This is a genomic window from Streptomyces botrytidirepellens (genome assembly GCF_003721215.1).
In the GTDB taxonomy this organism is placed as follows: domain Bacteria; phylum Actinomycetota; class Actinomycetes; order Streptomycetales; family Streptomycetaceae; genus Streptomyces; species Streptomyces himastatinicus.
Genome location: NZ_RIBZ01000233.1, coordinates 17,720 through 35,605 on the forward strand (window position 1 = coordinate 17,720; position 17,886 = coordinate 35,605).

Genomic DNA, 17,886 nt, shown 5'->3' on the forward strand with positions numbered 1-17,886 from the left:
GGTGCCGGATCAGCCCAGCGGGGCGAAGGTGAACGAGAACTCCGCCGGGGCCACCAGCAGCCGGTGCGGCTCCAGCACTCCAGGACCGCAGGACTGGCTGCCGATGCCCTGCTGGCCGTGGTCGAGGTTGACCCACACCGTGTCGGGCGACGCGACCAGGTCCGGGGTGTGCTCGGCCGCGTCCAGCTGCTCCGTGGTCCAGCGGCGCGCGGTGAACCAGAACGGCGGGTGGCCCTCGATCCGCAGGCCGGTGCCGTCCGGTGCGGTCAGCCGCGCCCAGCGCACATCGGCCCGCGCCCCGTTCTCCTGCGGCCGCACGTACGGCGTCTGCATCTCGTCCACCGACAGCGCCCAGCGCCCCAGCCGGGAGGCGGCCCGGGTGTCCGGGTACGCCTCGCCGGGGCCGCCGCCGAACCACTCCGCGGCGCCCAGCGCGGCGGGCACCCCGAGCCGTACGCCCAGCCGGGGCAGCGGGCAGGTCCACTCGCCGAGCGGGGTGACGGAGACGGCCAGCCGCAGCCGGTCCCCGTCCGCCGTCCAGCGGTAGACCGCCGTCAGCCCGACGTCGGTGGCCGCCGGGGCGACCCGGGTACGGACGGTCAGCTCCCGGTCCGCGAGATCCACCGCGTCCACCCGGTGCTGGAGCCGGTGCAGGCCCAGCTCCCGCCAGATCAGCCCGTAGCGCTCGTCGGGCTGCCAGGCCGCGCCGTTGTCGTTGTCGGTGGGGGCCCGCCAGAGGTCGAGCCGGGGACCGGTGAGCGTGAGCCCGCCGAGGTCGGTCAGGGTGCCGGTGGCGGCGTCGAACGTGCCCGGGCCGAGGACGATCCGGTCCCCGCCGTGGCGCGGCGCCGCCGTGGCCGTAACGGAGGCGGGTGCGGCGGCCGCTGAGCCGGGCAGCTGCGCCCAGGCCACCACGTGCCCCGCCTCGCCCCACGCCGTGGCCGCGGCGAGCCGCGCCTCGACCGTCCAGCGGGTCTCGTCGCCCGGTGCGGTGGCCGTGGGCGCGGGCAGCTTGAGGTCGGCGGACTCGCCGGGGACCAGCGGCGGCACCGCCAGCTCTCCGGAGCCGACCGCCACGCCCTCGGCCTCGTACGCCCAGGTGAAGGCGAGATGGGACAGGTCGGTGAAGTCGTGGCCGTTGGTGATCCGGACCGTCCCGGCGGACCCGTCGCCCTCGATCCGCACCGGCTCGATGACCTTCTTGTACTCGATCAGCCCCGGGGACGGGGTGCGGTCGGGGAAGAGGAGCCCGTCGCAGACGAAGTTGCCGTCGTGCAGCTCCTCGCCGAAGTCGCCGCCGTACGCGTAAGAGAGCGTGCCGTTCGGCGTGTGACGGGCGAAGCCGTGGTCGATCCACTCCCACACGAACCCGCCCTGGAGCCGCTCATGCGTCTCGAACAGCCGCTGGTACTCGCTCAGTCCGCCCGGACCGTTGCCCATGGCGTGCGCGTACTCGCACTGGATGAACGGCAGCTCCCGCCGCCGCGCGTCCAGCGCGGGGTCGCCCCACGGCGCCTCCGTACGGGCGCCGATCTGCGCGACCTCCTCGTGCGGCGCGTACATCCGGGAGTAGATCCCGGTGTCGGCGCAGGACAGATCCCCCTCGTAGTGGATCACCCGGGACGGGTCGCGCTCCCGGATCCAGTCGGCCATCGCGGACAGCCCGCGGCCCGTGCCGCACTCGTTGCCGAGCGACCACATCACGATGGACGGGTGGTTCTTGTCGCGCTCGACCATCCGGGCGGCCCGGTCGACCAGCGCGGGGGTCCAGCGGTCGTCGTCGACCGGATTGTTCCGCCAGTCGAGGTCGACGAAGCCATGGGTCTCCAGGTCGCATTCGTCGATGACCCACAGCCCCAGCTCGTCGCACAGGTCCAGGAAGGCGGGGTGCGGCGGATAGTGGCTGGTGCGCACGGCGTTGATGTTGTGCCGCTTCATCAGCTCCAGATCGCGGCGCATCGTCGCCAGGTCCAGTGCGCGGCCCGTCTCCGGGTGGAACTCATGCCGGTTGACGCCCCGGAACAGCACCCTCCGGCCGTTGACCTTGAACACGCCGTCCTCGACCAGCACCGTGCGGAAGCCGATCCGCAACGCGATCGTCTCGCCCCCGGTGGTCAGCGTGCCCTCGTACAGCCGCGGCGTCTCCGCCGTCCACGGCTCGACGGCGACGGTGGCGCTCTCCCCGGTCGCCAGATCCAGCCCCAGCTCGGGCACGGTGACCCGGCCGCCGCCCGGCTCGGCGTCGACCCGCAGCGTGCCCGCGCCGCCGACGTGGTCGTACGAGGCGTGCACGAAGAAGTCGGCCACGGCGCCCGCGGGGCGGTGCAGCAGCGTCACCTCGCGGAAGATCCCCGGCAGCCACCACTGGTCCTGGTCCTCCAGATAGCTGCCGGAGGACCACTGGTGCACGCGCACCGCCAGCACGTTCCCCGACGGCTTCAGCAGCCCCGCGACCGCGAACTCGTGCGGCAGCCGGCTGCCCTTGAAGGTGCCCAGCTCCTCCCCGTTGAGCCAGACCCGGGCGCAGGACTCGACGCCCTCGAAGCGCAGCACCGCCTCCCCGTCCGTCGGCCAGTCGCCGGGCAGGTCGAAGACGCGCAGATGGTCACCGGTCGGGTTCTCGGTGGGCACGCGCGGCGGGTCCACCGGGAACGGATAGTTCACGTTGGTGTAGATCGGCACGCCGTGGCCGTGCAGCACCCAGTGCGCGGGCACCGGGATCTCGCCCCAGCCGGAGGCGTCGTAGCCGGGGCGGGCGAAGGAGTCGTCCTCGGCGGCCGCGGTCGGCGACAGCCGGAACGCCCAGGTGCCGCCGAGGTTCAGCCGGGCGGCGTCCGAGCCGGGGGCCCAGGCGCGCGGCGGCAGGCATCCGGTGCCGGGGGAGACGTCCTCGTAGTAGGGAAGCGGCGGTGTGTGCTGCGTGGAGTTCATCGTTCTCCTCGGTCAGCCCTTGATACCGGTCTGTGCCACACCCTGCACGAGCCAGCGCTGGAGGAACACGAAGACGAGCACAAGTGGCAGGATCGATACGGCCGTTGCCATGAAGATCAGGTGGATGTTGATCGTCTGGGCGGTCATGTACGAGGACAGCGCGACCTGCACGGTCCACGAGTTCTGATCCTGGCCGATCACCAGGGGCCACAGGAAGGCGTTCCAGCCGCTGATGAACGTGATGACCGAGATCGCCGCGAAGAAGTTGAGCGAATTGGGCACGACGATGCGCCAGTACGCGCCCCAGTAGCCCAGTCCGTCCACCCGGGCCGCCTCCTCCAGCTCCTTGGGGAAGCCCAGGAAGTACTGGCGGAAGAGGAACGCGGTGAAGCCGCTGAACAGGCCGGGGATGATCAGACCGCGCAGCGAGGAGACCCAGCCGAGCGACGAGACCAGGACATAGCTCGGTACGAAGGTCACGGCCGCCGGGACCATGAGGGTGAACAGGACGGTGTACAGCACCTTGTTGGCGTGCTTGTACGGGATGCGGGCCAGCCCGTATCCGGCCAGCGAGCACACCAGGAGCGTGCCCAGGGTGTGCAGCACGGCCACCACGGTGGAGTTCCACAGCGCCCGGGCGAAGGGGACGGAGGGGTCGTCGAACAGCTCCTTGACGTTCCCCCACTGGAGGTCGGTGGGGAAGAACGCCCAGTCCTCGCCGGTGATGTCCGCGTCGGAGGACAGGGCGTTGCGGACGATCAGATAGAAGGGGACGAGGAACAGCACCGTCGCGACGCCGAGCGCGACGTACAGCCCGGTGCTGCTCATGACGGAGCGCGCGGTGCGCTGCTTGACCGGTGCCGTGATGGTCACTTGTCGTCACCCCTTCCGAAGCCGAGGAACTTGCCCTGGGCCAGGGTGACCATGGCGATCAGCAGGGCGAGGATGAGGGCGCCCGCGCTGGCGTGCCCGTAGTCCTGGTTGGCGCCGAGCGCCTGGAGGTACAGCTCGACCAGCGGCGGGCGGCCCCAGGTGGCGCGGCCCTCGTCCAGGATGTTGTAGAACTCGTCGAACGCCTGGTACGCCGCGATGAGCAGCAGCAGGACGACCGCGACCGAGGTGGCGCGCAGCTGCGGCAGGGTGATGTGGCGGAACGTCTGCCAGCCCGACTTGGCGCCGTCGACGGCCGCCGCCTCGTACAGCTCGCGGGGGATGTTCTGGAGCGCGGCCAGGAAGAGGATCATGTAGAACCCGCACTGGAGCCACAGCCGCGCGGTGCAGAGCACCAGCCAGTACCAGGGCGGATGGGGCGAGGCGAGCCAGGCGACGGAGTCGACGCCGAACCAGCTCAGGACGGTGTTGACCAGGCCGTAGTGCAGCCCGTTGAACATCGACATCTTCCAGACCAGCGACGCCACGACGAAGCTGCACGCCGTCGGCAGGAAGAACACCGAACGGAAGAACGCCTTCATGAAGCGGATGCGGTGCACCAGCAGCGCGAGGGCGAGGGAGAACGCGTAGGTGATCGGGACGATGATCGCGGCGAAGACCGTGAAGTTGATCAGGCTGTCCACGAAGTCGCCGTCGCCGAGCATGTCGGCGTAGTTGCCGAGGCCGACGAACTCGGTGGGGGCGACGGTGCCCTTCGCGTTGTGCAGGCTGAGCCAGAGGCTCCAGCCGATCGGTACATAGACGAAGACGATCAGCCCGATCAGGAACGGGCCGGTGAACAGCCAGAAGTTGAGGGTGCGGCCGCGGCTGCCGCCGAGTCCGCGCAGCCGCCGCCCGGTGGGGGCCGCCTTGCGGGGCACCCGGCCGGGGGCGGCGCTCTGGGTGGGTGTGGTGGTCGCCATGTCGGTTCCGGACGCCCGCCCTAACCGAGCTTCTTCAGGTCGCGCTCGACCTTCTTATCGGCCTTGTCGAGTTCGGCCGCGGGATTCTTGCTGTCGCGCACCGAGCTGACCACCGCGTCGAGCACGATGTTGAACATGCCCTCCGTCCAGTACGGGTCGTCGAAGATTCCGTGGCTGTTGAACAGCTCGACCGCCTCGGCCGCGACCCCGCTCTTGAGCTTGTCCGCACCGGCGGCGATGCTCTTGCGCGCGGGAATGTGGAACCCGTAGTCCAGCGCCCATTCCTGCTGGTACTTCTTCTGCTCGATCCACAGCCACTTGACGAATTCCTTGGCCCCGTCGACGTCCTTGGCCTTGGCGGAGACGTAGGTGGACCAGCCGCCGTTGTAGACCACCGGGCGGCCGTTCTTCCCGGACTTGGGGAACGGGAAGATCCCGAAGTCGTCGCCGAACGCCTTCTGGATCGCCGGTATCGCCCATATCCCGCACCACTGGATCGCGCACAGCCCCTGGACGAAGCTGGTCGGGTCCCAGGTCTCGGTCGGGGCGCCCAGCAGCAGCGACTTGCTCGTGTACAGCTCCCGGGCCTTGGTGAGGGTCTCCTCCAACTCCTCGGTGTGGTAGGCGATCTTGTGGTCCTCGGTGAGGTAATGGGTGCCGTTGGACCAGACGAGCGGCTTGCTGATGGTCTTCAGGTTCTGGCCGATGTACAGCCCCTTGACCTTGCCCTTGGTCAGTTTGTGCGCGATGTCGATGAGTTCGTCGAACGTCGTCGGGGGCTTGACCCCGGCGTCCTCGAAGAGGGACTTGCGGTAGAAGAAGAACTGCGGGTCATCGATCATGCGGATTCCGTAGATCTTTCCGTCCACGGAATTCGCCGTGATGTCCTCCGGCAGGAAGTCGTCCTTGACGTCGGCGATGATGTCGTCGAGCGGGACGATCTGCTTCGAGCGCACCAATTGCAGATCGGGGTGGTATTCGAAGACGTCCGGGCGGCCCGACCCCAGCAGCGAGGTCGCCAGCTTGGATTCGTACTCGCCCGGCACCCATTCGATGGTGACCTTCGCCTTGTCGTACGCGTCGGCGAACTTCTTGGCGGCCTGCTGGGTGCCCGGTTCCCCGTACGCGTGGTACATCTGCTTGATCGACTTGCCACCGCCGCCGGAGCGGCCGGTGTTCGAACCGCAGGCGGCGAGCCCGCCCAGAGCGGCCACCCCGCCGACGGCGCGCAGCACGCTGCGGCGGTCCCAGTCCCTGGCATCCCTGGCTCTGTTCATTGCCGACATGTGACGTCCTTGTCTCGGATCACGATCACGATCACGGGTACACGGCCAAGTGCGTTGGTGCAGCGGGACGTTAGCCATAGACGAAGACTTCGGCAAGGGGTTGGACGAAGTGGGTGGCGCGACTTTTGGGGCGGTTCGAGGGTTCGAACGACCAGGGGAATGGGAACGCTCCCACGCCCCGTTACGAGGAGGCGCCGCGCGTCCTCGCGGCCGTCGGGCGACGGTGCTTCAGCCCGACGGACGCCAGGGAACCCTCCAGCACGAAGGTCGCCGCCCCGAGGCTCACCGGGTTCGACGGGATCGGGCACAGCACGATCTCGGTGCTCGCCAGCGGACGTCGCAGCGCCCGCCCGGCCACCGCCTCGCGCACCTCCGCCAGCAGCCCTTCGCCCAGCGCGGCCGCGACCCAGCTGCTGAGCACGATCACTTCCGGGTTGAGCAGATTGATCAGGTCGGCGAGGCCCGCCCCGAGATAGCGCGCGGTGTCACGGACCACCTGGGCGGCCACCGGGTCCCCGTCCGCCAGGCCCCGCCCCAGGGCCTCGATGGTCGCCGTCTGGTCGTCGGCGCGCAACAGCGGGCTGTCCGGGCTCAGTTCGCGCAGATTCCGCATGATGCCCGGCGCGCCGACGTACGTCTCCACGCAGCCGCGGTTGCCGCAGTGGCACTGCCGCCCGTCCAGGATGAGGGTGGTGTGCCCCCACTCGCCGGCGCTGTTGCTGACCCCGCGGTGCAGCGCCCCGCCGAGCGCGAGCCCGGCGCCCACGCCCGTACCGAGGTTCACCACCACCGCGTCGCCCCGCCCGCGCGCCGCGCCGAACCACTGCTCGGCCACCGTGCACGCGCGCAGCGGGTTGTCGAGGTACAGGGGGTACGGGATGTGGTCGGCCAGCATCCGCAGCAGCGGTACGTCGTGCCAGTCCCAGTTGGGCGCGAACACCGACACCCCGCCCTCCCGGTCCACCTGCCCCGGCATGCTGATGCCCACGCCCAGCACCCGGTCGGGCGCGATCCCTGCCTGCCCGACCACGGACGCCACGGCGGCGGCGATGTGCGCCACCACCTTCGTCGGGTGGTTCTCCTCCGGACGCTCCGGGCGCAACTCCTGGTCGGCGCGGGCGAGGACGGTCAGGGCGAGGTCGAACAGTTCGACATGGACGTACGTCTCCGCGACGTCCACCCCGATCAGCGCGCCCCCGGAGGAGTTGACGGCGACCAGCCCGCGCGGGCGGCCGCCGTCGGAGTCCTCGTACCCCACCTCGACCAGCATGCCCAGCTCCAGCAGCTCGCCGACGAGATTGGCGACCGTGGCCAGGCTCAGCCCGGTCGCCGCGGCCACCTCCTGCCGGGACACCGGGGATTCGGCGACGATGTGGCGCAGTACCCCGTAGCGGTTGGCGGTGCGGATGTCGCGGGATGTGCGCTTCACGCCGGAATCCCCTCCGTGGCTCTCTCGGCTGATGCCGCGCCAGGCTAGAGTGTGCGCCAGACCATAGACAACCCCTTCGCACAACCCTTGTACGAAGCGTCATGGCTGAGGGGTGACCCCGGCGTATCGCGTTGAGTGGTGGCTTCGGGCCTTGGACCCTCAGCGGGCGTCGAGCACCTGCCGTACGACGGGCCCGGCGGCGTCGCCCCCGTGTCCGCCCGCCGTGACGACGGCGGCCGCGGCCATGTCGTCCCGGTAGGCCGTGAACCAGGCGTTGGTCTTCACCTGGCCGTCGATCTCGGCCGAGCCGGTCTTGGCGCCGACGTCGCCGCCGAGTCCGGCCATCGCCGCTCGGGCGGTGCCGCTCGTCGCCGTCAGCCGCATCATGCCCTTCAGCTGCTGCGCGGCCGCCGGGCTCAGGGCCCGCTCGCTGGTGGCGATCCTGCGGTCGTCCACCGACGGCGGCACCAGCACCGGCTGCTTGAAGGCGCCCGTCCGCACGGTGGCCGCCACCGACGCCATGGTGAGCGGGTTCATCTGCACCGTGCCCTGCCCGATGACCGCCGCGGCCTTGCCGTCCCCGCCCTCCGTCGGCACCGAGCCGTCGAACGTCGTGACCCCCACCTGCCAGTCCAGGCCGATCCCGAACACCGACCGCGCCTCCTCCGCCACCCCGGCGTCGGGTAGGGAGCCCGCGAGCGAGACGAACGCGGTGTTGCAGGAGGCCGCGAAGTCCTGCGCGAAGGTGGCGCTCGGGTTCTCGCTGTCTTCGACGTTGTGGAACGTCATGCCCTGCGCGTACGCCGCCGTCTTCGGGCACGGCACCCGCTGGGCGGGCGTCACCTTGCCCGACTCCAGCAGCGCGGCGGCGGTGATTATCTTGAACGTCGACCCGGGCGCGGTCTGCCCCTGTAACGCGGCGTTGAACTCGGCCTTGTCCGAGTTGGCCACCGCGAGGATCTCCCCGGTGCTGGGCTTGAGCGCCACCACGGACGCCCCGGCCGTCTCGCCCACGGCCGACTCCGCGCGCCGCTGCACCTTCTGATCCAGCGTCGTGCGCAGGCTCCCGGGCCTGCCCTTGGCCACCACGTGCAGCGTCGCCCCGGCCGTCCCGTCGGCCTTGACCGCCGCCACCTCGACCCGGGCCGCGCCACCGGCCTTGGCGCCGTATCTCGCCCGCAGCGCGTTCAGCACCGGGTCGAGGGACGGATAGCGGCCCTGCTTCACCACACTGCCGTTCCGGTCCAGCACCCGGACCGGCTGACTGTCCGCCATGCCCGTCTGTAACGTTTCACCGGTTGTCAGCTTCGGGTGGAGGACCGCCGGTTTCCAGTCCACCAGCGGTTTCCCCGTGGTCCGGCCCCGCACGACGGTCAGTGCCGAGCCGTACGTCCAGGTCGAACGGGTCTTCCCGAAGACGATCTCCGCCTTGACCCGGAACGGCACCGTGGCGCTGTCGGCTTCGCTCGCCGTGAGCGTCACCTTCTCGACCCGGCCGTCCTCGCGGTATCGGCTCAACGCGGCGCCCGCGCTCTGGGCGTCATTGGTGAACGCCGCGGCCCGCAGATCGTTCTGGTCCGCCCACGCGGTCAGGAACTCCCGCGCCGTGTCCTTGACTTCGGCCGACGTCACCGCGCCGTCCGGAACCGACGGCCCGCTGCCGCCGGTCACCCCCGTGTAGAGGTTGTACCCCCCGATCCCTGCAACTCCGATGAACCCCGCTAACGCCGTACCGAGTACGACTCTCCCCGCTGTACGCATGGCGTCGCCCGCCCCCAGGTGTGGTCGGCGCCCCGCTTCTCAGGCCGCCTGCTCCATCTCACCGCGCAGCGCCCGCGTGTACACCCCGAGCAGCCGCCCGTACTCCGCCCGCTCGGCAGGCCGCAGAGCCCGCCCGGCCCGGGCCCGCAGAAACACGCGGATCGCCTCGTTGGCCTGGTCGGTGGAAGTGGTCACTAAGGCAGGGCTCTGGGGAGTAGGAGTCGGACGCATGACCAATAGAGTAGGGGCAGGCACTGACAATCGCTGTGGCCTAAACCTCTCAACTGGCCTGTTACCCCCGGTATGTGAGGAACAACGCATCCGCCGCACGGGTCTTCCCTCTCGTGCGGTCTGGCATATGCCCCGGCTCCGCGGTGCCCCGGTGAACGGTATCGCCGCAGGCCAGCGCCATACCTACGGCGTCCGTACGGTCACCCCGGCCGCGGCCAGCCGGTCCCTCTCCTCGTCCGGTGCCGTCTCGTCCGTGACGACCGCGTCCAGACCGGAGGCGGCGGTGACGAACGCCAAGGCGGTGCGGGTGAGTTTGGCGCCGTCCGCGACGGCGATCACGCGGCGGGACGAGGCGATGGCGGCGCGCTTCACGGCGGCGTCGTCCAGGTCGTAGGCGGTCAGCCCGTCCGCGGCGTTCAACCCGCAGCAGCCGATGACCGCGGTGTCGAAGCGCAGCGCGGCCAGCGACGCCTGGGCCAGCGGGCCGGTCAGCGCCAACTCGCCCTGCCGGGGCCGCCCGCCGGGCACCAGCAGCGTCAGCTGCGCCGCCCCGGCCAGCGCGTTCACCGCATGCAGGGACAGCGGCATCACGGTCAATCGGCGGTGCTCCAGCGCCCGGGCCACCTCCAGGCAGGTGGTGCCGCTGTCGAGGACGACGGACTCCCCGTCGGAGATCAGCCCCGCGACCTCCGCGGCGATGCGCCGCTTGGCGTCCAGCCCCTCCTGGGCGCGCAGCGCGAACGGCGGCTCCTCGCCGCGCAGCAGCAGGCTCCTCGCCCCGCCCCGGTAGCGCTCCAGGACGCCCTGCTCGGCCAGCGCCTCCAGGTCGCGCCGGATGGTCATCTCCGAAGCGCCGGTGAGCGCGGCCAGTTCGGCGACGCCGACGCGGCCCGCGCTCCGTACGGCGTCGGTGATCTGCCTCAGTCGATCTGTTGTCCCTGCCATGGCGTGATTGAACACACTAGGCGTTCGAAAGGCAACCTTTCGAACACGATGCTTGTTCGCTACGTTCGTGGAATGGAGAGTACGGAGAGCATGGAGAGTGCGGAGAGCGCAGCGAGTTCGCTGCGGGCCGCCCGGCTGGCCACCTTCACCTACTTCGCCCTGAACGGCTTCCTCATGGGGATGTGGATCGTCCACATCCCCGGCATCGAACACCGCGCGGGCACCGGCCACGCCCTGTTCGGCTGGCTCCTTCTCCTCCTCGGCGCGGGAGCCTTCGCGGCCATGCAGGTCGCGGGCCCCCTCACCGATCGTTTCGGCGCCCGCGTCGTCGTACCGCTCGGCGCGGCGCTGTGCAGCGCCACCCTGATCCTGCCCGGCCTGGCCACCAACGCCTGGACGCTGGGGGCGGCACTGCTGGTGCTCGGGGTGGGCAACGGCTGCCTGGACGTCAGCATGAACGCCCATGCCGTCCAGGTCGAACGCGGCTACGGGCGGCCCGTCATGTCCGCCTTCCACGCCACCTACTCGCTCGGCGGCGTCCTCGCCTCGCTCGTCGGCGCCCGCACCCTCGGCTGGGGCTGGAGCCCCGCGGCGACCCTGACCGCGGCGGCGGCCCTCGGCCTCGCCGTCACGGCGGCGGCGTCCCGCGCACTGCTGGGGCGGCCCGCCACCGCCCCGGGCCCCGACGCTCCCGCTGCGAAACCCCGGTACCGGACGCCCCGCCGCATCTGGGCGCTGGCCGCCCTGGCGTTGATGATCATGCTGTGCGAGGGCGTGGCCAACGACTGGAGCGTGCTCCATCTGCGCAATGTCCTGGACGCGCCCGCCGCCACGGCCGCGCTCGCCTTCGGAGCCTTCGCCACCGCCATGACGACCGGCCGCCTGCTCGCCGACCGCGTGGCCGCCCGGGTCGGCCCGGTCGCCATCCTCCGCTACGGCGCCTCCGCGGCCGCCCTCGGCATGACCGCGGCCGCACTCTCGCCCTGGATCCCCCTGGCGCTGCTCGGCTGGACCGTGTTCGGCGCCGGACTCTCCGGCTGCGTCCCCCAACTCTTCAGCGCCGCGGGCCACACCGACCAGTCCACCGCCGGAGCCAACGTCTCCCGCGTCGCCGGCCTCGGCTACCTCGGCATGCTCGCGGGCCCCGCCGTCATCGGCCCCCTGACCCGCCTCGTACCGCTCAACTTCACCTTCTTCCTTCCCGTCGCCTTCTGCGTGATCGCCGCGTGCGCGGCGGGCATCCTGCGGCCCCCGGCGCCGGAGCCACGACCCGGAAAAGCAGTTGCTCCCGTGGGCGTCCAACGGTCGGATGGTGCCCCATGAACCCAGTGCCCCTCGTCGACGAGACCCTCGTACGGCGGCTGATCACCGGACAGTTCCCGCAATGGGCGGAGCTGGACGTCGAACGGTTCCCGTCCGGCGGCACCGTCAACGCCGTGTACCGGCTGGGCGACGCCATGGCCGTACGGCTGCCGCTGGTGGCGGGCGGAGCCGGGGACGTGGCGACGGAACGGCACTGGCTGCCCCGCCTCGCGCCCCTGCTGCCCGCGGCCATCCCCGAGGTGCTCGGCACCGGCGAGCCCGCCGAGGGATATCCGTGGGCGTGGTCGGTGCACCGCTGGCTGGCGGGGGAGACTCCGAAGGAGGGAGCCCTGAGCGAGCCGTCGCTGCTGGCCAAGGACCTGGCCGGTTTCGTGGCCGCGATGCGGAGCGTCCCCCTGCCGGACGCCCCGAGGGCCTACCGCGGCGGCCCCCTCGCCACCCTCGACGCGGAGACCCGCGCGGCGATCGAGCAACTGCGCGCCATCCCGGAGGAGGACGTCGACTGCGACGCCGCCACCGCCGTATGGGAGGACGCCCTGCGGACCCCGGACTGGGACGGCCCGCCGGTGTGGCTGCACGCCGACCTGATGCCGGGCAACCTGCTGGTGGACGGGAGTGGCAGGCTGACCTCGGTGATCGACTTCGGCTGCATGGGCGTGGGCGATCCGGCCTGCGACCTGTTCCCGGCGTGGAACCTGCTGCCTTCGGCTGCTCGGGATGTCTTCCGCGAGGCGCTGGCCGTGGACGCCCCCACCTGGACCCGAGGCCGCGCCCGCACCCTCTCCCAGGCCCTGATCGCCCTCCCGTACCACCGGAAGACGAACCCAACGATGGCGCGCAACGCCCGCCACGTAATCCGGGCGGTACTGGGGGAGGGCTGAAGCGCCCTCAGTCGGATCGGCTCCCCAGATAGGTGTCGAGCGCGGCCGCGCCCGTCAGCATCGCCCGGCCCTGTGCCGTCAGCCGGTCGCGCCACTCCCGCAGCGTCGCCTGGAGCGGCTCCGGTCCGCCTGCCACCCGAACCCGCTCCAGCACCCGCGCGATCTGCTCCAGTCCGTGCCCGCCGCGCCGCAGTTGGTGGGCCAGCAGTACGTCACGCACATCGGCGGGGGTATAGACGCGGTAGCCGGTGCGGGGGTCGCGCCGGGGCACGATCAGCCCGGCTCGCTCCCACTTGCGCAACGTCGCCGGGCGGATGCCGAGCCTGCGCGCAAGCGGCCCGATGAACGTCCCGCCCGGCTCACCGGGCTCAACCGGCTCCGGCTCGCGTGGTGGCGCCAGGCCGCGCAGTGCCTCTTCCACGTCCTCCAGCGTGCGCCGGTCCTCGGCCAGCTGCGTGTGGCTCTCGTCGATGAGCCGCAGCGCCTCCTCGACCGCGTCGCCGTTCACGGCCCGCATGATCGCTCCGGCCGTCGCGTGGCCGTGCGCGGGGATCAACGCCAGGAACGTCCGCAACGCCGCCGCATGGCGCGGAGCGTAGACGCGGTAGCCACTCGCCGAGCGCTCGGCGAGCGGCAGGATCCCCGACTCCTCGTAGTTGCGCACCGCCTGCGTGGACAGGCCGTGCTCGCGCGCCAGATCGATGGGCCGCAACCGCATTTTGAAGGTTCGTCCTCGTCCGCAGGGGAAAATGCCGCCAAAGTTTACACCGAGGGTTCAACGATACGGTTGAAGCCATGACGGCCACGATCCAGGACGCCGCCCGTCCCTTCACCGGCGGCGCCCTCACCGCCCTCCTGTCTCCCGCCACCCGCCTGCTCGGCCTCGGCGAGCCCACCCACGGCGTCGAAGCCTTCCCCGAGCTGCGCAACGAGTTCTTCCGCCACCTCGTCGAACACGAGGGCTACCGCTCGATCGCCATCGAGAGCGACTGCCTGGCGGCCCTGGTCGCCGACGCCTACGTCGCCGACGGCACCGCGACCCTCGACGACGCGATGAGCCGCGGCTTCAGCCACGGCTTCGGCGCCTCACCCGCCAACCGCGAGCTCCTGCGCTGGATGCGCGCCCACAACGAACAGCGGCCCCCGCACGAGCGGCTCCGTTTCTACGGCTTCGACGGCCCCCTGGAAATCACCGGCGCCGCCTCGCCCCGCCCCGCCCTGACCGCACTCCACGACTACCTCGCCGCCCACCTCGACCTGCCCTGGAACCGCGCCACCCTCGACGAACTCCTCGGCCCCGACGAGCGCTGGACCAACCCCGACGCCATGATGGACCCCGCCCAGTCCATCGGCGGCACCCCGGAGACCGGGAAGCTGCGCCTGATCGCCGACGACCTCAGCGCGCTGCTCACCGCGCACGCCCCCCACCTGACGGCCGCCACCTCGCCCGGTGACTTCTGGCTCGCCGAACTGCACGCCCGCACCGCCACCGGACTCCTGCGCTACCACGCCGCCATGGCCGACACCGCGCCCACCCGCGTCGGCGCGCTCATGTCGCTCCGCGACGCGATGATGGCCGACAACCTCGACGCCATCGTGCGCCGCGAGGCCCGCCGCGGCCCCACCCTCGCCTTCGCCCACAACGCCCACCTCCAGCGCCACAAGGGCCACCTCGACCTCGCGGGCACGCCGCTCCAGTGGTGGAGCGCGGGCGCCATCATGGGCACCCGCCTCGGCGACCACTACGCCTTCGCCGCCGCCACCTTCGGCACCCGCGGCTCCGACGTCCCCCACCCCGACACCCTCGAAGGCCTCCTGTCCCCCCTTCCCCACCCCCGCACCGTCATCGACCCCGCCCGCCTCACCACGACCCTCGCCCGAACCCCAACCCCCCGCACCCCGGCCGACCACACGTACGTCCCCCTCGACCCGGCCGCCACCGATCAGATGGACGCCATCGTCTTCGTCAAGGAAATCTGATCCCGCCTGCGGGGGCGACGTACGCCTGAGGCGTTCAGCAGAGGCCGACTGGGCGTGATGGGCCCGCTTGGTAGGTTCGCTGCCTGGGTGGCCTGTCGATCTGTGGCCCTTGAGCGCTCGGGAGGGCCACATGTCGGTGAGCTTCGCATACCAGAACTTGGGTGTGCCGGATCTGTACCAGTGTGGCCTCCGGCCGAGGACGGCGCCTCTGGGAGTGCTGCTCGTGGACATTGGGGCCGACCTGGTCATCCGGGATGGCGGCCAGGTGGTGTTCACGGAGGGCCTGTTCCCCGTGGCTGAGTTGGCACACGCTCTGGTGGGCTGGCTGCACCGGTCGGACAGCGAGCGCGGTGACTTCGAGTTCGACTCGATGTCCTACGCGGAACTGGGCGCGGTGCGGATCGCCCGGTCGGCAAAAGAGTGGCGGGTCGGCTCTGTCTTCGAGCCGGACACATGGACCTCGCCGGTCGCCTGGGAGGTTCTTGCGGCGGAGATCGGACAGTTCGTGACGTCCGTCCGCAACGACGTGGCAGCGATCGGGGTCGAGCCCAGCCTGATCCCCGATCTGTTGACGGCGGCTGACGCTGTCTAGCGGCTACCAGCCGAGGGCTTCACCACAGCGACCGGTGAAGTCGGTGAGACTCGTCAGCACGATGTCTGCTCCAGCCGCCCGCAGCTCATCCGCGGAGCTGCGGCCGGTGGCGATGCCTACGGCTAGAGCGTCGGCGTCGTGGGCGCCCCGAACATCGTGGGGCGTATCGCCGATGACGACGGTGCGTCGGCTGTCGAAGGCGTGACCGTACTTCTCCGATGCCCGCTTGCGCGCCTGACGCACGAGGTCGGCTCGATCGCTGCCGTCGTCACCGTAGCCGCCCACCGAGAAGTCGAGCCCGTCGCCCAAGCCGACGGCGGCCAATTTGGTGATGGCGATCGGGCGGAGGTTGCCGGTGACCGCCGACTGGACGGTGTGGCGAGCGGCGCACGACGCCATGGCCTCCCGGGCACCGGGTAGAACGACTCCGACCTCTCGCATACGGCCCTTCAGCTCGATGGCCGCTGCCGTCAGCGCGGCGTAGAAGTCACTGAACAGTGCGTCCGGCTCATCGATGCCGTTGAGACGCAGCGTCTCCACCATGATGGCCTGCTCGGTGCGACCGGCCATGTCCGCCAGCCCGCCGAGCGTCCGCCCCGTCACCTTCTTGAAGGCCCGCTCGTAGAGGCTGCGGCTCACTCCACCCCGGATGCTGACCAACGTGTGGTCCACGTCCCAGAGGATGAGTGTGGGCTCGGCGCGGTCGGTAGGCATGGCGGCAGCGTAGTCGTGTGGTGGGCTGCGTCGCCTCAGCGGGAGTGGTGTGAGTCGGCGAGGCCGGGTGGGGTGTGACGGGGCCACCGCCTGCCGGTGCGGTCGGCCGCGGCTGCTCGCAGGAGCTCCAGGGTCAGGCAGCCGGGGTAGGTGCCGAACGCTGGGTACCGGTGCCGGTAGTAGCGGGACCAGTAGCTCACCACCCGGCGTTCGGTCCGCGCGAAGAACGACGCATTGCGCGCGACGAAGTCCCCGTACAGGAGCCCCTGGGCAGACCCCGGAGTGGCCACATCGGAAATGCCCTTCCGGATCGCCTCGAGGATCTCCACCACATATTCGCCGACCAACTGCACCACGAACGGGGCCACCCATGGCTCCCCGGAGCGGACGATCTGCTCCAGGTGTCGCTGGCGGACCATCCCGTCACCGTGGCGTGAGTACAGGCAGTGGAGGATCACCCGCTGCCTTGCGGCGAGCCCGTGCGTCGCGTCGATGGGCAGCTCCTCGTTGTAAATCCGGGAAGGGATACTGACGACCTCACCGGACACGTCGACCGAGAACGGTGACATGAACGGAGACGGAGGGTCCGGCATGGCTGCCAGGACGGCGCGTACGTCATGGACGAGCCGTGATGGGAAAGCTCGCGCGAGGTCGGCATTGGTCCCTGTCATGTCGGCGGCGGAGAAGCGGTTTGATGGGTGACGTGTTCCGCTGTCATGCCTGACGCGGTGAGGAACTCGGTCAGGATGTCGCTGGGGTCCGCGTAGCCGATCGCCGTCAAGATGTAGCCGGGCGAAGGCGCGTTGTGTACCTCTCGAACCACGGCTGCCAGGGCTCCGCCCGGGAGGGTGAAGGCGAAGGTGAACCATTCTCCGAGGTCGTCGTGTGTGAGGTCGTGTGCTCCCCGCCGCGACTCCAGGGCTTCTGTCGTGACCTCCAGTTGGGCGACATACACCTGAGGCGATCCGCGGAAGTCCGCTGCCGGAATGCGCCTCGCTGACTCAGGTCCACTCAACGATTCAACCGCCCTTGGTGAAGAACGCCTCCAGCGACTCACGGTCCTCCACCCATTAGCCACCGCAGCCGTCCCGGAAGTCCCGATCGCGTGCCATCAAGATCAGGTAGCTCGGCGGGGAGCCGGGCGGCTCCTGGACCCTGACGTCCCTGTCTCGCCCTGGCGCGGATGTGCCCGACCTTATTGATCTCCACCCGTCAGTTGATCTTCTTCCTTGCGGCCTCTTCTTTCGCGGAAGAAGGAATTTATTGCTCGGTGAAATCTCTGAGCCATTCCGAGAAATCTTCGCGACTGTGCAGGTAAGTGTTCGGCCCCGACATGAGGTCAGCGCCGCTCATTCTGTCAAGGGCTTCCCAGACCTTTGGATCCAGCAGGCTTGTGTCGCCTCCTTGCATCACGGAAATGGCCCAGTTGGAAATATCTTCCGACTTCCCGGCGTCCTGAGTCAGCTCTGCGAGCTTTTTTGTGATTTCCTGCCTCAGGTTCATTATGTCCCTACCAAGTATTGGTGAGTTTTCCATTGCCGTCGAACATGTAATGCACCTTCTTTCCGTCGGTGAATGAAATGTCCGGCCTGACGATGCGCACTTTTCTGTCGTGGTCCAGCGTCTCATGCCAAATTCGCGTGGTATCGGTCGACGGATCCCATTCTCGAACTAGGCGGCGGCCGATCATTTCTCCGGCCTTTTTTGCGGGTGTTATCTCACCATAGAAGCGGAATCTTCCGTCTTCTAGTTCCCTGTACCCAGCCTTCCCGTATTTCTGGGCTTGCTCGTAGACACGCTTGAGTCGAGCATGGTCGGCCACATTATCGGCCCCGCTGCGGTGCTGTGGGGGGTACGGTGTTAGCCCCAGGGGGTCGGTCCAGGTGTGGGGGTTGTGGACGTAGGTTGTGGGGTTGGGGGCGGGGGTTAGGCCTAGGGGGTCGGGGGAGAGGTAGCGGGC

The 17,886-nt window shown here is 70.1% G+C and carries 17 protein-coding genes; 4 read left to right on the forward strand and 13 right to left on the reverse strand.

The annotated features are described in order from the left end of the window. Nucleotides 1-9 precede the first annotated feature (9 nt). The 8 genes from EEJ42_RS17855 to EEJ42_RS17890 form a co-directional block, all read right to left on the reverse strand. A complete protein-coding gene (locus EEJ42_RS17855) occupies nucleotides 10-2,931 on the reverse strand; it encodes a glycoside hydrolase family 2 TIM barrel-domain containing protein (protein ID WP_123100917.1) in 2,922 nt (973 codons plus the stop codon). A gap of 12 nt (nucleotides 2,932-2,943) precedes the next feature. Next, nucleotides 2,944-3,759, reverse strand: a complete 816-nt coding sequence (locus EEJ42_RS17860; protein WP_078510576.1) for a carbohydrate ABC transporter permease — start codon at nucleotides 3,757-3,759, stop codon at nucleotides 2,944-2,946. Between the two features lie 41 nt (nucleotides 3,760-3,800). Next, entirely contained in the window at nucleotides 3,801-4,784 is a 984-nt protein-coding gene (locus EEJ42_RS17865) for a carbohydrate ABC transporter permease (protein ID WP_123100918.1), read from the reverse strand. Between the two features lie 20 nt (nucleotides 4,785-4,804). Next, nucleotides 4,805-6,061 carry an ABC transporter substrate-binding protein gene (locus EEJ42_RS17870; RefSeq protein WP_123100919.1) on the reverse strand — a complete coding sequence of 419 codons (1,257 nt, stop codon included), beginning with the start codon at nucleotides 6,059-6,061 and terminating at the stop codon, nucleotides 4,805-4,807. Between the two features lie 190 nt (nucleotides 6,062-6,251). Further along, entirely contained in the window at nucleotides 6,252-7,499 is a 1,248-nt protein-coding gene (locus EEJ42_RS17875) for an ROK family transcriptional regulator (protein WP_123100920.1), read from the reverse strand. Between the two features lie 159 nt (nucleotides 7,500-7,658). Further along, nucleotides 7,659-9,260, reverse strand: coding sequence for a penicillin-binding transpeptidase domain-containing protein (locus tag EEJ42_RS17880; RefSeq protein WP_184503147.1), 1,602 nt, complete (start codon nucleotides 9,258-9,260; stop codon nucleotides 7,659-7,661). Between the two features lie 39 nt (nucleotides 9,261-9,299). Next, nucleotides 9,300-9,455: a hypothetical protein gene (locus EEJ42_RS17885; RefSeq protein WP_246096865.1), complete on the reverse strand. Its 156-nt coding sequence runs from the start codon at nucleotides 9,453-9,455 to the stop codon at nucleotides 9,300-9,302. A 219-nt stretch (nucleotides 9,456-9,674) separates the two neighbouring features. After that, nucleotides 9,675-10,436, reverse strand: a complete 762-nt coding sequence (locus tag EEJ42_RS17890; RefSeq protein WP_123100932.1) for a DeoR/GlpR family DNA-binding transcription regulator — start codon at nucleotides 10,434-10,436, stop codon at nucleotides 9,675-9,677. Nucleotides 10,437-10,508: 72 nt separating this feature from the next. Here EEJ42_RS17890 and EEJ42_RS17895 point away from each other — a divergent pair, with 72 nt between their 5' ends. After that, nucleotides 10,509-11,759 carry an MFS transporter gene (locus tag EEJ42_RS17895; protein ID WP_246096868.1) on the forward strand — a complete coding sequence of 417 codons (1,251 nt, stop codon included), beginning with the start codon at nucleotides 10,509-10,511 and terminating at the stop codon, nucleotides 11,757-11,759. Then, a complete protein-coding gene (locus EEJ42_RS17900; RefSeq protein WP_123100924.1) occupies nucleotides 11,756-12,640 on the forward strand; it encodes an aminoglycoside phosphotransferase family protein in 885 nt (294 codons plus the stop codon). The genes EEJ42_RS17895 and EEJ42_RS17900 overlap by 4 nt, the downstream gene beginning before the upstream one ends. A gap of 7 nt (nucleotides 12,641-12,647) precedes the next feature. Here the strand turns inward: EEJ42_RS17900 and EEJ42_RS17905 are convergent, their stop codons facing one another. Continuing rightward, entirely contained in the window at nucleotides 12,648-13,358 is a 711-nt protein-coding gene (locus tag EEJ42_RS17905) for a TioE family transcriptional regulator (protein ID WP_123100925.1), read from the reverse strand. 77 nt (nucleotides 13,359-13,435) lie between these two features. Here EEJ42_RS17905 and EEJ42_RS17910 point away from each other — a divergent pair, with 77 nt between their 5' ends. Then, nucleotides 13,436-14,620, forward strand: coding sequence for an erythromycin esterase family protein (locus EEJ42_RS17910; RefSeq protein WP_123100926.1), 1,185 nt, complete (start codon nucleotides 13,436-13,438; stop codon nucleotides 14,618-14,620). Between the two features lie 214 nt (nucleotides 14,621-14,834). Next, entirely contained in the window at nucleotides 14,835-15,212 is a 378-nt protein-coding gene (locus tag EEJ42_RS17915; RefSeq protein WP_123100933.1) for a DUF7878 domain-containing protein, read from the forward strand. A gap of 3 nt (nucleotides 15,213-15,215) precedes the next feature. On the opposite strand, the gene EEJ42_RS17920 is transcribed toward EEJ42_RS17915, so the two are convergent. From EEJ42_RS17920 to EEJ42_RS51865, 4 genes are all read right to left on the reverse strand, one after another. After that, a complete protein-coding gene (locus EEJ42_RS17920) occupies nucleotides 15,216-15,926 on the reverse strand; it encodes an HAD family hydrolase (protein WP_123100927.1) in 711 nt (236 codons plus the stop codon). A 35-nt stretch (nucleotides 15,927-15,961) separates the two neighbouring features. Then, nucleotides 15,962-16,495 (reverse strand): hypothetical protein, encoded by a 534-nt coding sequence (locus EEJ42_RS17925; RefSeq protein ID WP_342778295.1) that lies wholly within the window; start codon nucleotides 16,493-16,495, stop codon nucleotides 15,962-15,964. 691 nt (nucleotides 16,496-17,186) lie between these two features. Beyond that, complete coding sequence (locus tag EEJ42_RS17935; RefSeq protein WP_123100929.1) at nucleotides 17,187-17,429, reverse strand: DNA-binding protein; 243 nt, start codon at nucleotides 17,427-17,429, stop codon at nucleotides 17,187-17,189. 7 nt (nucleotides 17,430-17,436) lie between these two features. After that, the coding region (locus EEJ42_RS51865) for an RHS repeat-associated core domain-containing protein (RefSeq protein WP_281291466.1) at nucleotides 17,437-17,886 on the reverse strand (450 nt) is incomplete at its 5' end.

Excerpts from the sequence above, each read along its gene's own strand:
- EEJ42_RS17855 (WP_123100917.1), bottom strand. The coding sequence starts at position 2,931 with ATGAACTCCACGCAGCACACACCGCCGCTTCCCTACTACGAGGACGTC.
- EEJ42_RS17860 (WP_078510576.1), bottom strand. The coding sequence starts at position 3,759 with ATGAGCAGCACCGGGCTGTACGTCGCGCTCGGCGTCGCGACGGTGCTG.
- EEJ42_RS17865 (WP_123100918.1), bottom strand. The coding sequence starts at position 4,784 with ATGGCGACCACCACACCCACCCAGAGCGCCGCCCCCGGCCGGGTGCCC.
- EEJ42_RS17870 (WP_123100919.1), bottom strand. The coding sequence starts at position 6,061 with ATGAACAGAGCCAGGGATGCCAGGGACTGGGACCGCCGCAGCGTGCTG.
- EEJ42_RS17880 (WP_184503147.1), bottom strand. The coding sequence starts at position 9,260 with ATGCGTACAGCGGGGAGAGTCGTACTCGGTACGGCGTTAGCGGGGTTC.
- EEJ42_RS17890 (WP_123100932.1), bottom strand. The coding sequence starts at position 10,436 with ATGGCAGGGACAACAGATCGACTGAGGCAGATCACCGACGCCGTACGG.
- EEJ42_RS17895 (WP_246096868.1), top strand. The coding sequence starts at position 10,509 with ATGGAGAGTACGGAGAGCATGGAGAGTGCGGAGAGCGCAGCGAGTTCG.
- EEJ42_RS17900 (WP_123100924.1), top strand. The coding sequence starts at position 11,756 with ATGAACCCAGTGCCCCTCGTCGACGAGACCCTCGTACGGCGGCTGATC.
- EEJ42_RS17905 (WP_123100925.1), bottom strand. The coding sequence starts at position 13,358 with ATGCGGTTGCGGCCCATCGATCTGGCGCGCGAGCACGGCCTGTCCACG.
- EEJ42_RS17910 (WP_123100926.1), top strand. The coding sequence starts at position 13,436 with ATGACGGCCACGATCCAGGACGCCGCCCGTCCCTTCACCGGCGGCGCC.
- EEJ42_RS17920 (WP_123100927.1), bottom strand. The coding sequence starts at position 15,926 with ATGCCTACCGACCGCGCCGAGCCCACACTCATCCTCTGGGACGTGGAC.
- EEJ42_RS17925 (WP_342778295.1), bottom strand. The coding sequence starts at position 16,495 with ATGTCACCGTTCTCGGTCGACGTGTCCGGTGAGGTCGTCAGTATCCCT.
- EEJ42_RS17935 (WP_123100929.1), bottom strand. The coding sequence starts at position 17,429 with ATGAACCTGAGGCAGGAAATCACAAAAAAGCTCGCAGAGCTGACTCAG.